Source organism: Arcobacter caeni (genome assembly GCF_003063245.1).
Classification (GTDB): domain Bacteria; phylum Campylobacterota; class Campylobacteria; order Campylobacterales; family Arcobacteraceae; genus Aliarcobacter; species Aliarcobacter caeni.
On the sequence record NZ_MUXE01000001.1, the window covers coordinates 24,842 to 38,774 of the forward strand.

11 protein-coding genes are annotated in these 13,933 nt (G+C 25.9%); all 11 read right to left on the reverse strand.

Going from position 1 to position 13,933, the window contains the following annotated elements; genetic code table 11:
• Positions 1 to 33 precede the first annotated feature (33 nt).
• Positions 34 to 450 carry a hypothetical protein gene (locus B0174_RS00140; protein ID WP_108557610.1) on the reverse strand — a complete coding sequence of 139 codons (417 nt, stop codon included), beginning with the start codon at positions 448 to 450 and terminating at the stop codon, positions 34 to 36.
• A 286-nt stretch (positions 451 to 736) separates the two neighbouring features.
• Positions 737 to 2,983 carry a carbamoyltransferase HypF gene (hypF, locus tag B0174_RS00145; RefSeq protein WP_108557611.1) on the reverse strand — a complete coding sequence of 749 codons (2,247 nt, stop codon included), beginning with the start codon at positions 2,981 to 2,983 and terminating at the stop codon, positions 737 to 739.
• Positions 2,984 to 3,865: a VIT1/CCC1 transporter family protein gene (locus B0174_RS00150; protein WP_108557612.1), complete on the reverse strand. Its 882-nt coding sequence runs from the start codon at positions 3,863 to 3,865 to the stop codon at positions 2,984 to 2,986.
• Between the two features lie 12 nt (positions 3,866 to 3,877).
• A complete protein-coding gene (locus B0174_RS00155; protein WP_108557613.1) occupies positions 3,878 to 5,794 on the reverse strand; it encodes a TIGR00341 family protein in 1,917 nt (638 codons plus the stop codon).
• A gap of 90 nt (positions 5,795 to 5,884) precedes the next feature.
• Positions 5,885 to 7,525 (reverse strand): hypothetical protein, encoded by a 1,641-nt coding sequence (locus B0174_RS00160; RefSeq protein ID WP_108557614.1) that lies wholly within the window; start codon positions 7,523 to 7,525, stop codon positions 5,885 to 5,887.
• Entirely contained in the window at positions 7,509 to 8,090 is a 582-nt protein-coding gene (locus B0174_RS00165) for a HyaD/HybD family hydrogenase maturation endopeptidase (RefSeq protein WP_108557615.1), read from the reverse strand. Before B0174_RS00165 ends, B0174_RS00160 begins: the two co-directional genes overlap by 17 nt.
• Positions 8,069 to 8,737, reverse strand: coding sequence for a Ni/Fe-hydrogenase, b-type cytochrome subunit (gene cybH / locus B0174_RS00170; RefSeq protein ID WP_108557616.1), 669 nt, complete (start codon positions 8,735 to 8,737; stop codon positions 8,069 to 8,071). Before cybH ends, B0174_RS00165 begins: the two co-directional genes overlap by 22 nt.
• 10 nt (positions 8,738 to 8,747) lie before the next feature.
• The gene (locus B0174_RS00175; RefSeq protein ID WP_108557617.1) at positions 8,748 to 10,481 is read right to left on the reverse strand and encodes a nickel-dependent hydrogenase large subunit; all 1,734 of its coding nucleotides are present in this window, start codon (positions 10,479 to 10,481) and stop codon (positions 8,748 to 8,750) included.
• 2 nt (positions 10,482 to 10,483) lie between these two features.
• Positions 10,484 to 11,629, reverse strand: coding sequence for a hydrogenase small subunit (locus B0174_RS00180; RefSeq protein WP_228156388.1), 1,146 nt, complete (start codon positions 11,627 to 11,629; stop codon positions 10,484 to 10,486).
• Positions 11,630 to 11,820: 191 nt separating this feature from the next.
• Positions 11,821 to 13,353, reverse strand: coding sequence for a Kae1-like domain-containing protein (locus B0174_RS00185; RefSeq protein ID WP_108557619.1), 1,533 nt, complete (start codon positions 13,351 to 13,353; stop codon positions 11,821 to 11,823).
• Entirely contained in the window at positions 13,337 to 13,930 is a 594-nt protein-coding gene (locus B0174_RS00190) for a HyaD/HybD family hydrogenase maturation endopeptidase (RefSeq protein WP_108557620.1), read from the reverse strand. Before B0174_RS00190 ends, B0174_RS00185 begins: the two co-directional genes overlap by 17 nt.
• Between the last annotated feature and the right edge of the window lie 3 nt (positions 13,931 to 13,933).

The window sequence follows — 13,933 nt, forward strand, 5'->3', positions numbered from 1 at the left end:
TTTTCCTTTTTTTATTGAATTATAACTATTTATTTAGAAAACAAAAGCAATATCAGAAATACCAATATTATAAATTTCTACTTTTACTCCATCACTATCCACTATGCTGTATGAAATTAGAAGTTCATTTGGATTTTGTATTGTTTGATTTTCTTCTACAAATTTTACATATTTATCATAATCAATAATACTATAAATAAATTTTGCTTTTTCTTTGAATTTTTCATTATTAATATATCTTTCATATACTTCTTTGTATATTGTTTCATCATATTTATCATAGAAGTTTTTTTTGTACATCAACTCACAATAAGCAGCTTTTTTAAAATTTTGTGAAGAATATTCAAGATAATCATTTGCTATTATATTTTGTAAATCTTCATGGATTTCAAAAAGATTATATTTTTTATACCCATTTTCATCTGATATTAAAGCTGTTGTTCTTATCATATATTTGTTCCTATTTTTATTTTATTCTATCATATTATTATTTATACTTAGATAATTCATATTTTATTTGTATATATTTTAATATTATTAAATATTTCTAATATGTATAGTTTTATATTAGAAATAAAATCTTTAAGATACTATAATTTTATTCAATATTTTGAAAAAGTTATTTTCTTAAGAATATATTATTTATAGTACTTTATGAATATTTTTATTACATTTTGGATAATGTTAATTATATTTAAATATATACATATTGAATAGCATATAATTTATAAAAAATCTATATCAAATGATATATTTGTCCAACACTAATTCCACCATCATTTAAAGGAATGATTTTATTGTAATAAAACTCTCTATTTTGCTCTTGAAACTTATCGATTAATAGCTCAAGAAGTGTTTTATTTTGAAACACTCCTCCACCTAAAACTATTGGTAAATCTTTATAAGTATTAGAAATATCTAAAATAATTTGTACTAATGTATTTATAAATTTTGAGCAGATTTGTTTTTTATCTTTTTCTAAAATAATCTGTTTTATCATACTTGATAGTTCAATTTTATCTTCTTCTATTTCATAAGAATAACTTTGTGTAATAGTTTTGTCATAATTTTGTTCTATTTGTAAGCCCGTTTCTCCCTCGTAGCTTTGAATATGTAAAATATCAGCAAATGATGCAACGGCATCAAATAAACGCCCTACGGAGCTTGTAAGTGGCGAATTTAGACCTTTTTGCCACATTGTATGAAACATTTTTATTTCATTTTGAGTAAAGGCTTTTACACATGGTATTTCTAAAACCAAAATTTCTTCTAGTGAATAAATATCAAAAAGTAGACTTAAAGCCACTCTTTTAGGTTCATTTACTGCTTTTTCTCCACCTAAAAGTCTAAAATATGAAATATGATTTATTCTTTTATATTTTTCTTTAGAAGCTATAAAAACCTCTCCACCCCAAATATTTCCATCATCTCCATATCCTGTTCCATCAAAAATAAAAGCTAAAACATCCTTATGTAATTTATATTCAGCCATCACAGATAAAACATGAGCATAATGATGTTGAATTTGAACCAACTCTATGTTTGGATTTGTCTGTTTTAGTTTTAATGCAAACTTTGTTGATTCATAATTTGGATGTTTATCACAAACTAAAATCTTAGGTTCAAAGTCATAAAATCTTTTAAAAGTATTTATAGTTCGCTCAAAATATTCCAATGATTTTAAAGAGTTTAAATCTGCTATATATGGTGATGAAATTAAATTATTTTCAAAATATAAACTAATTGTTGATTTTTGATTTGCACCAAGAGAAAGTATCTTTTTTTTACTTCTATTTTCAAAATTTATAGCTGTTGGAGCATAACCTCTCGCATTTCTAATTTTTGTAATATCATTTTTAACGATTTGTATAACTGAATCATCACTTGCATTTATAATATCTCTATTAAAATCAAGAACAAATTCAACTATATTTGATAGTTTTTCTAGAATTTCATCTTTAAAGATAATAATTGGTTCACCCTTTAAATTTGCACTTGTGGCAACAATTGGGTTATTCAAATATCTAAAAAGTAAATGATGTAAAGGTGTATAAGAAATAAAGCATCCAAGATGATTTATATTTGGAGCTATTTGTTGTGATAATTCAAACTCTTTTTTCTTTTTTACCAATACTATTGGTTTTTCTTTTGAGTTTAAAATCTCTTCTTCTTCTTTCGATCTTATATTTGTATAATCTTTAATACTATTTATATCTTTGAACATTACAGCAAAAGGCTTATTTAATCGGTCTTTTTTTATTCTTAATTTTTTTATCGTATTATCATTTTTTGCATCACAAATAAGATGAAAACCACCTATTCCTTTAATAGCTACGATACTTCCATTATTGATTAACTGCGCTACTTCTTTTATGGCATTTATATTATGTGATAAAATTTCATTTTTATTGTTATACAAAGTTACATTTGGACCACATTTTTCACAAGCAAGAGGTTGAGCATGGTATCTTCTATTTGTAGGATTTTCATACTCTTTTTTACAATCTTCACATAATTCAAAAGAAAACATTGAGGTATTTATTCTATCATAAGGAAATGTTTTGATTATAGAATATCGTGGACCACAATTTGTACAATTTGTTAAAGCATAATTGTATCTAAAATTAGAATTATCATTAATATCTTTGATACAATCATCACAAATAGCAATATCAGGTGAGATTATTGTAGATTTATTTTTTGAGCTTGAACTTTGTAATATCTCAAAGGTTTTATAGTCTTGTTTTTTAGTTATTTTTTCTATATTTAGTGAATTTATTCTTGCTAAAACTGGAGGTTTTTCTTTTAGTTCATATAGGAAATTTTGAATATTTTCTTCACTTGAATAAAGAAAAATATTCACTCCTTTTTCATCATTATTAACCCAACCTTTTATATTATATTTTAAGGCTAAATTATAAACAAAAGGTCTAAATCCCACACCTTGAACAATACCTTTTATTTGAACAAAAACTGACTGCATTTATATTTCTATTCCAAAATAATATTTCACTAAATATCCAATAATAAATGAAATTATCGCAACTCCAAAAGTAATAGCTGACATTTGAAGAACTCTTGTTGTGAAGTTTAAATCCTTTGCAACACTAATATAAAAATTATATGAAACAATGGCTAATAAGGCACAAATAAACATCATAATCAAAGAATAAGCCATCGTTTCGAAGATAAAAAAAGGCACAACCAAAATAGCAGTTGTTAAGATATATGAAACACCCGTATAAAGTGAATATGTAAGTGGTTTTATAGTTTCATTTGGGTTTTCTTTTGCTTCAAAATATGCAGATCCAGCCATTGATAAAGATGCAGCAATTCCCATTATAAGACCCGTTAGTCCAACTACTAAACTTTTATCAAAAGCTAAAGCAATTCCACTTAAAGTTCCTGTTAATTCAACTAAAGCATCATTCATACCCAAAACTATTGCACCTGCATATAAAAGTTTTTTGTCATTTAACATTCCGATGAGTTCATGTTCATGTTGGGTTTCTTGGTTATATATTCTTTGTGATTCAGGATAAATTTCAAAAAGTTCTTTATAAAATTCTTCCGCTCCAGCTTCTCTTTTTTCCAAAGATTTCAAAGCAAAAGAAGTTCCAAAAACTTTTACAAGAAATACAAACCACCAAACTAAAAACTTTTGAGCTTCCATTTGTTTATTTGTTATTTTTACCCAAAAATCATAATGATATTTTTCTTCTTTTGCAATTTTTTCAAAGATATTTTTGTTATTTTCGTCTTTTTGAAAAAGTGCTAAAGTTTTATAAATAGTATAATCATTTATCTCATTTTGTTGTTGAATTAAAGCTTTTCTTAGATTCTCTTTATCAAATGCTGTATTCATAAGTTTCCTTTTTTAATTTATTTGCACTACTGCTATTATTTTTAAAACAATCTGTTTATCTACTGTTTCTTGCAACTTATTTTTGATAATATTATAATCATTAAATGAGAGATATTCACTTGAAACAACTTCTAAATTTACAAAAATTTTATCCTTTTTATTTTGTAAAGATTGTATATTTAATTCTACTTTTTTATCATTTACAACTATTGATTTAAAGCTATTTAATTTATTAAAATATTCATAATTATCAACTACTTTTATAAATGATAAAAACAAAGGTATAGAAATAAGTGCCATTAAAACAAAAGTATAAAATAGTCCTTTTTGGGCTTTTTTTACAGGTGCAAAACCTAAGACTATAAAAGTTAATGCAGCACTTAAAGTTATTCCAACTAAATTTGTAAGAAAAAGTAAAAAAGAACCATAAATTAAATCTATATTTCCAATTCCTAATCCAATTCCCATTACACTTAAAGGTGGAACTAAAGCAACGGCAATTGCAACACCTGCTAGAGATTTTGAAACTTCTTCTTTTGAAGTTGCGTAAGCTCCTGCTATTCCAGAAAAAATAGCAACCATTAAATCCAATAAATTAGGATTTACTCTTACTTGCATCTCTACTGTTATTTGTTCCAATGGAATAAGCAACGCATAAATACTAGAAAATAATAATGCCAAAAAAATACCAAAAAGCAATGTTCTTAAACTTTGAAATAATAAAAATTTATCTGCTCTTATTATACCCATTGACAAAGATATTATAGGAGCCATTAAAGGTGCTAATATCATCGCACCTATAATCACGGGTGTTGAATTCGCAAAAAGTCCAGTTGTAGATAAAAGCGTACTTAAAATCATTAATATGGCATAAGTATAAGAAAAATTCGCACTTTGTTTTAAACTACTCAATAAATCTTTGAAATCATCATCACTTGCTTTTTTAAATAATGGCAATTTCCCTTCAATTAAAATACTACTTAATTCAGCTTTTGGTAAAGAATTTAGTTTTATTACATCTTTTTCTTCAATATAATTATCATCATTTTTTACAATTTCTACTAAACTTCTACCTAAATGTATATTCAAACAATCTTGTAATACTTCAAGTTTTATAAGTTTTGATTGATGTAAATCTTTATTATCAATTTGATAATCCAACATTTCATTTGAAGAAATAGTAAGTTTTGAAGCTTTAATAAATCCTAAACTTTTTGGCAATGAAACTAAAGAAATTCTTTGATAAAAAAAGATTGATAATAAATACCAAACATAAGAAATCAAAGAAGTTGGCGCTAGAATATAAGCATTTAATTTTCCATCATGAATAGATAATTCATCTCTTAATGCTGATTCTTGAGTTGCGATACTTAAGTGTTCAAGGATAGTAATTCCTGAAGCTGCTGTTTTTATTGAGTATTCTTCTGAAGTGGTTAAAGTATAACTTTTAAATGAGATATTTTTAAGATTATCAAAAAATATCTTAATTTTATTTAATCTACTATTTTTATTATAATCAAAATTATTCATTCCATGCATATCACCAATAGAAATACGATTAAAACTAAGAAATTCATTACATTTTAATAAGTCAATTTTACTTAAAAGTTCAGGATTATATGAATCATCAATCGCATCAATAATATTACTAGAAATACCGTAATTTTTTATTGTGTTCGCAGAATCTTTATGTGGAAGAATAGAAATAAATATACTTTTATTTAAATGATTTTGAAAGAAATTTTTTATCTCATTATCACTTAAAAATAAAAGGAATAATGTATCTTTATCATTTTTATGCTCATCAAATATTTCTTCTGTTGAAAAAATAGATATTTCACTTTTATATTTTTCTTTTATATAATCAAAAATTTCATTAAGAACTTTTTCATCTTTTTCTTGGGTAATAAAATTGATATTTTTATACACTTTTTGAATTCCTTAAAAAAATTAAAGTAATTTTCATTCTCTTGAAAAGTATATTATAGTGTAAGCTTTTTAATATCATATTTTTTGATATTATTTTTGAATCATAAATTCTTTATTGTAATAAATTTTAAAATTTTTAGTAATACTTTTTTCAACTAAAGATGTGAATAAATCATTTGTAAACATATCTCCGCATAAGCTAACTGCTTTTACTTCATATGATTCATTTATAGTATCAGTTTTTCTTCCTATAAAGTGAGCCAAACTTTCTATAAATCCTAAAGAGATTGTTTCTTCATCAACACCTGCTAATTTAAAACTAATTGAAGATTTAATTAAACTAATATAATCAAATTTTTTATGGAAAAGTTTTTTTGAATCAAACAGTTTATAATCAATTCTAGGACCTTTTTCTAAAAAACAATTATTGGCATTTTCTAAAATACTATTTTTAAAATCTAAGATAATTTTTGCAATTTCCCAATAACAATAAAAAGAACTATTTTTATACATTGATATATCAGTATTTATAGCTTTTTTATACTCTTTCTCAAATTTATTCTTATAGTTTTCAACTAGTTTTTTACCACCATCATTTTTTTGTATTTCTTCAAATATCTCTTTTATTGAGGAAGGAATATAAAATGATTCTACAATATCAACTAAACCATCTATTTTTTCAGAATAATAAGACATTCCATCATCATCTTTTGTACTTATATAAAAATTTAGAATTGAACTATCAAATAATTGATTTTCTGCTAAAACTGTCATAAATTGTGACTTATTTTTTTCATTAAATTTTTCATATACATTGTCTAAATTTTTAGGATATGAATTTGATTTTAAAATTAATTTTTTATTATCAAAACATTTAATTATTGGAATATCCAAAAAAATATCATTAAAAATATCATTTTTACAGTCAATATCTAAAAAATAATCAAAATCACTATTTTCTTCTTCAATATTTAAAAAAGATATATCATATTGTTCTAATTGTAAAGCCAATAAATGAAGTGTCAAGTCATTTGGGTATCTAATATCAATATTAGTTTTTTTCACACTATTTTTTTGTCTATATATTTCATTTATTTTAAAATTAATTTGTGGTTTTTCAATACTAACAAGAGCCACAATATCTGTTTTATTTTCTACAATAATTTGAGATATTTTTCTAATATTTGTAACAAGAAGAGAAGAAGATTCATCTAAAGTTTTTATTTTAGAAAAAATAAAAGTTCCACTTAGTGTTTTTATTTTTATTTTTTTATCTTCATTAATTAACAAAGCTATTTTTTTAAATAATTCAATATTTGATTCTACTTTTTTATCTTCAAATAAAAAAGATGCTTCTTCAAAACCATCACAAATATTGCAAGATTTAAAGGCATTATAAAAATCTTTGCTTTGAGTATTCTCAACTTCTTTTAAGCATGAAGGACAAAAAGATATAGTTTTTTCTTCATTTAAACAAATTGAATTCAAAGTTAGTATTTCATCGACAACTTCTATTTGAACATCATAATAATAAATAGACATGGGAATATAAACAGATAAAGACTCTGAGAATTTTTCTAAAATTTCTTCATTTGCTTTTACATATAAATAAACAAAATCTAACTCTTGATATATTTTGTATTCACAATCAAATTGTTTTGAAGCAAAATCTAAGAATTTTGCTAGTGTTTTATCACTTGATTTATATGTAAATTTAAATTTTAGGACCATTTATAATATCCCTTTTAAATGAGATTTGAGAAATATTCTCAATAGTTGTATTCATATTTCTAATTTTTACACTTATATTTAATTTTTCTAAATGCTTTAAAACTACGGATTCCATAGTTATAACTGCATTGATAATTTCACTACTTAATTCAAAAGTAGTATCGTCACTAACTCTTTTTGGAATAATTCCTAAAACATTAGTTGTAGGTAAATCTTTGTTCATATCAATCATATTTAGTGTTTGAAGCATTTCAACTTCATGGGCGCTTCCTTGCCAATTTACATAAGATGGAGTATTTTTATAGTCAAAAAAATACACATCTCCTGCTTTTGAATTATCAGCATCAATACAATCAACTACGATAACTTCATCATACTTAACAATCTCAGGAATTAATCTTTGAGCCAAAGTTCCACCATCAACGATACTAACACTGTTTTTATCAGATAAAAACTCATATTTTTCATCTAGAAAATGTATAAAATGAACTCCCATACCCTCATCTTGGAATAGAATATTTCCAATTCCTAAAATTAATATATTCACTTTTTCTCTTCTTCCCATTTATAACCTGATACTATTGAATCCATCGCACCACTTTTCCCATAAACTGAATTAAAAATAGCCAAATAAATATGAATTGGTAAAAATATTATAAATACCCACATACAAATATGATGAATTTCTCTAACCATTGCTAATCCACCTAAAATAACTTCAAGAGGACTTAAAATATCATATAATAATCCACCTAATCCTTGATGATATACATGAATATGTAAGATTAATCCTGTAATTGAAATTACTATTAAAGCTCCATATACGCCTGTATATGCCATAAATTGTAAAGGATTATAAACACCTTTTAAATGAGCATGTTTTCCTATTAGCATATAATATTTTATTTGTTTAAACCAAACGATAGGATTTATAAAATCCCAAAAAGAAGCTCGTTCACCTTTACTTTGTTTGTCAAAAATAAATAAATAAAATTTTCCTAAGGTAACGCAAATTAAAACAAAACCAAAAATAATATGCCAAGATCTCATTAAGGCATTTAAATAGTTATTTGGTTCACCTTGAGTAAGACTAGATGCAATAAATGGAACTGCAATATAAAATCCTGTAAAAGTAAGAATTATAATTGCAAGAACTCTAACCCAATGAGTAAGTCTAAGCCATAAAGAAAATTCATAATGTTTTTTTATCATAATAATCTCCTTATTGACAAGCTAATCCATAAATGGGATCAACTTTATATGTTCCTAAATCATTACCTTTTTTATCCATTACATGAACAGCACAAGCAATACAAGGATCAAAACTATGTATTATTCTAATAATTTCTAAAGGCTGTGAAATATCAGCAACCTTAAGTCCTATTAAACTCGCTTCATAAGGTCCCATTTGTCCTTTTGCATCAATAGGTCCTGCATTCCAAGTTGATGGAACAACAGCTTGATAGTTTTCAACTACTCCATTTTTTATTCTAATCCAATGTGATAACATTCCTCTTGGAACATCGCCTATGAATCTTCCTCTATACTCTTTATCTTTATCTATTTTATAAGAAGTATAAGTATCTTGGTTAACTTTTAAATTTTCAATCAATGTATAAAAAGTTTCTAATCCGTATTTTGCAATTGCCTTTGCTTGAATCATTCTAGCAGCAGTTCTTCCAAGAGCTGTAAATAGTGCAGATTTAGGAAGACCTGTTTTTTCTAAGAACTCATCAACTAAGGGAACTATTTTTTTATTCCCTTTTGCATAAGCAATTAAAATACAAGCAAGTGGTCCTACTTCCATAGCTTTTCCATCATATCTTGGTGATTTAATCCAAGAATATTTTCCTTTTTCATCAACTACTTTTGAATGAACTTTTTCACCATGAGATCCTATTGTATCCATATCTTTAAGACCTGTATATTTAGGATTTGTTTTACCCTCATATGGATGTAAAGGCTCATCATTTTCATACCATGAGTGAGTTGCTTCTTCTGTAATTAAATCTTCATTTATTTCAAATACTTTTGATAAATTTCCATTCATTATAAATCCTGAGCTAAATAAAAATTCACTCTCATTTAACTGCATCTCTTCATGTGCCATAAAATTCATAACACCTGCTTGTTGTGTAACAGAGGGTTCATCTTTAAAAATACTTGCTGCCATTAAAACATCAGCTTGATAAGCTTCATTTACAAACTCTGCACCTTTTTTAAATAATGTTAGGAATTCTCCCATTCTTGAAGGATCTAGTAAATCCATAATACAAGTAACTCCACCAACAGTTAAACTTTGAGGATGTGGTTGTTTTCCTCCAAATAAAGCCATAAGTTTTGCTAAGTCTCGTTGAATTTCTAAAGCTTTTAAATAATGAGATAAAAGTATTAAATTTTGCTCAGGTGAAAATCTATAAGTTTTATGTCCCCAATAAGCATTTGCAAAAGGTCCTAATTGTCCTCTTTGCACAAATTCTTTTACTCTGTTTTTTACTTTTTTAAGGTCATTTTCACCCGTTGCTATTGGATAATCTGAATACTTAAATGCTTCTTTTGAAGCTTTTGATTCATCTGCATCTAAAGCAGAAACAACATCAACCCAATCTAGTCCATGCAAATGATAAAAATGAACAACATGGTCGTGCATAAATAAAGATTGATTCATTAAAGATCTAGTTAATTTTGCATTTAAAGGAGGAATTATTCCTAAAGCATCTTCAACAGCTTCAATTCCTGCTCTATAATGTGAGAAAGTACAAACTCCACAAATTCTTTGCATTAAAAAACCTGCATCTCTTGGATCTCTATTTTTAACAATAGTTTCTAAACCTCTCCAAAGAGTCGAAGAAGAATACGCTTTTTGTATTACATTATTATCATCAACTTCAACTTCAATTCTTAAATGTCCTTCAATTCTTGTAATTGGGTCAATAATTACTCTTTTATTTTCCATAATTATTCCTCACCATCTTTTGGATTTTTAATTTTTGAAATTACAGCATGAGCTGCTATTCCAATACCTGTTACTGTTAATAATCCAACCCCAATTTTATCAGCTGTTGCATCTGCCCCTAAACCTTTAAATACTGTGTTATATAATCTATTTGCAACAGGTTCTTCAAATGGTCCCATCGTATCCCAAAAACCAGGTTCACTACATCCAATACATCCATGTCCTGCTTGAATAGGCCATGACATATGAGAATTAAACTTATTTTTTGAACAATTATTAAAAGTATAAGGACCTTTACATCCTACTTTATATAAACAAAACCCTTTTTTAGCACCCTCATCACCAAATTCTTCAACAAATTCACCTGCATCAAAGTGACCTCTTCTTTCACATAAGTCATGAATTCTTAAGCCATAAGCCCATTTTGGTCTATTATAAACATCTAAAGCAGGAAGAGTTCCATATAAAATATAATGAAGTAAAGTTCCAACAATATTCTTTTCACTAGGAGGACAACCTGGCACATTTATTACAGTTTTACTTGTAACTTTTGAAAGTGCTACTGCTCCTGTTGGATTAGGAATTGCTGCTTGAACTCCACCATAAGAAGAACAAGTTCCAATTGCAAAAATTGCAGCTGCATGTTCTGCTGCATCAATTGCATTTTGTTCACCTGTTTTTCCATGACCACCAATTGTTAAAAAGTGAGCATTTTCTCCTGAGGGAATTCCACCTTCTACCATTAAAATATACTGACCTTTATATTTTTCAATTGCATTTTCAAGATTTTCTTCAGCTTGCCAACCAGCAGCTGCCATTAAAGTTTCATGATATTCCAAAGAAATATAATCAAATATCAAAGAATCAATAGTTGGAGCATCTGTTCGTAGTAATGATTCACTACAACCTGTACATTCAGCCATATGTAGCCAAATAATTGGCAATCTATCTGCTAATTTTGCAGCTTTTGCAACCAAAGGAGTAAAAGTTCCAGGTAATGCTAACATAGCAGTTATAGCAGCTGCCCATTTCATAAAATCTCTTCGTGAGATTCCTTTTTCATCCAAATGTTTTGAAATTGTTTTATTTTCTTTTAATTTTGGTAATTTTTCTAATTCTATTAATCTTTTTGATAATTTTTCATACAGTTTTTCAGCTTGCAAAATCTAACCTTTTTTAGTGAATGATTATTCATTTATTTTAATTATTGAATCTTATACTAATTATGGTTAAACTTTCTTTACTAAAATCATAAATACGAATAATTATTCATAAAAATAAAAAAAGCTCAAACTTTAAAAATTTGAGCTTTAAAAACAGTAATATTTTGTGATTTGGATTAATAATCTAAAGGATATTCTTTAGGTAGGATAATATTATAAGTCTTACTAAGTGTTTTATTTGTTTTACTAAGAAGTATTGAATTTGCAAACATATTTCCACATAAAACTACATCTTTTGCTTTTAAATCTGTTGCTATTTCATTTACATAATTGCAGATAAACTCACTCAAACTTTCATAAAAAGAATAAATTAATGTAATATTATCAACATCAGCCATTTTATACGCCATAATTGATTGAACTGTTTTTCTATAATCTAAATAATTTATTCCATCGAGATTTACAAGTTTCATATCTATTTGAATTCCACTTGTCATACTCGTATTTAGTGCCATATCTTCGAACTCATTTGAACTTTTTATTCCTAAAACTTTTGCACACATATTTATAATTGATTCAAATCCATTTGTATTTAAAGGAACATCCCCTTCTAAAACACTTGGAAACTTTTTTGAATAATTTGTAATCAATCTAGCACAATGTTCATCAATATCAGAAATCTCTTCAAAACAATTTTTTATACTATTTTGAATATTTGGAATTGAAATTATCTCTTTTACTCCTTTTGTAGGAACATTTATAGATATTGAACTTTTATGTGAATTTTGAGAAAAATATACCCCAATAGATGGAACTAATCTTTTTGCACTTTGAGCAAGAATTGCTTTAAAAACCCCACCATTATCATCAAAATAATCTTTTGAAGAGTTATATTTTTTATTTGCTGTAAAATCATATTTAGGAAATAAACCCTTATCCCCATGAATTATTAAATTTTGCTCTTTGAAATATGTGATTTTTAAACCATCTTGATAAACCTCATCATTTACATATAAAACATGATTAATTCCATTTTCTTTTAAAGCTTTTGCAAATAAAATCACTTCTTTATCATCAGGAATTTTTGCATAAATAAAATTTGAAGAAGAAAATTCTTTATTTGCATTTTTTAATATTTTAAATTTTAGTTTAACTAAAGGTCTTTCAAGGGAACAAAGAAGTTGATAATCTTTAGTATTTATATCAAAAAGTTCTTCTATTTTACTAATATCAGTAATTAAAAGTTTGACTTCAAAACCTTTTTCTTCAAAATCTTCTCGAATTTTTTTATTTGGTAAAAAATAATCTTTTAAACCATTGTGTGTTTCAAATCTTGAAATTCCACCTTTTGTAATTTTTACAATATCATTTAAAAAATCAATATTACTTTCTTCCATTATGTTTTTTATTGCATCATTTGTTAGAAGTGTTAGATTTTGTTTTATATGAAAATCTTCTATTTCTTTTAAAGTTTCATCATAAGATTCTATGACATATGACTTTGCAATAAAAACACTAAGTGGTAATTTTCTTTCTAATAAAGCAAAAAAATCTTCTATTTCTTCAGCACTTGTATCTAAAATAATAAGTATAAAACCATTGTATTGTTTACAAATGGCATTTATTTTAGCTTCATTAATCAAACACTCTATTATGTGTTTGAAATATAAATTTGTTGTATTAAACTCTATTTTATAAATTAATTGCATGGGTAAAATCTTCTTCATTTGGAATTCTTGTTAAATGTTCGCCATTGTAACTTCCTATCATACTTTTTACAATGTCAGGAATCAAGATATTTTTTACTTTTGTGGCTTTTATTCCTAAGCTTTCTATCTCTTTTATTGCATTTAAAATAAACTCTTCAAATTTATCTTCCATATGTTTTGTGAGTCCAATTTGAACAGTTTCAATATCTTTTGGAATTATTCCAATAATTGTTACATTTGCATGTGAATCTAAAACAGAAACAATTTCTAACATCTCTACGATTTCAACTTCATGAGCTGTTTTTCTATAAGTTCCAAGCCCTAAAAGTACATCGCTTGGAAGTCTATAAATTCCTCCAACCTCATCTTCAATAGACACAGTATCTAAAATAATAACATTGTCATACTCTTGAAAATATGCCATTAGTTTAAACCCTAATGTTCCACCATCAATAATTTCTAAATCTTCATCATCAAATTTGTAATTTTGACTAATATACTCAGCAGCATAAATACCAATGCCCTCATCTTTAAAAAGCATATTTCCTACACCAATTACAATATTTTTCTTTTGCATAAT

Coding starts and splice junctions, on each gene's coding strand:
- B0174_RS00140 (WP_108557610.1), bottom strand. CDS start 450: ATGATAAGAACAACAGCTTTAATATCAGATGAAAATGGGTATAAAAAA.
- hypF (WP_108557611.1), bottom strand. CDS start 2,983: ATGCAGTCAGTTTTTGTTCAAATAAAAGGTATTGTTCAAGGTGTGGGA.
- B0174_RS00150 (WP_108557612.1), bottom strand. CDS start 3,865: ATGAATACAGCATTTGATAAAGAGAATCTAAGAAAAGCTTTAATTCAA.
- B0174_RS00160 (WP_108557614.1), bottom strand. CDS start 7,525: ATGGTCCTAAAATTTAAATTTACATATAAATCAAGTGATAAAACACTA.
- B0174_RS00165 (WP_108557615.1), bottom strand. CDS start 8,090: ATGGGAAGAAGAGAAAAAGTGAATATATTAATTTTAGGAATTGGAAAT.
- cybH (WP_108557616.1), bottom strand. CDS start 8,737: ATGATAAAAAAACATTATGAATTTTCTTTATGGCTTAGACTTACTCAT.
- B0174_RS00175 (WP_108557617.1), bottom strand. CDS start 10,481: ATGGAAAATAAAAGAGTAATTATTGACCCAATTACAAGAATTGAAGGA.
- B0174_RS00185 (WP_108557619.1), bottom strand. CDS start 13,353: ATGCAATTAATTTATAAAATAGAGTTTAATACAACAAATTTATATTTC.
- B0174_RS00190 (WP_108557620.1), bottom strand. CDS start 13,930: ATGCAAAAGAAAAATATTGTAATTGGTGTAGGAAATATGCTTTTTAAA.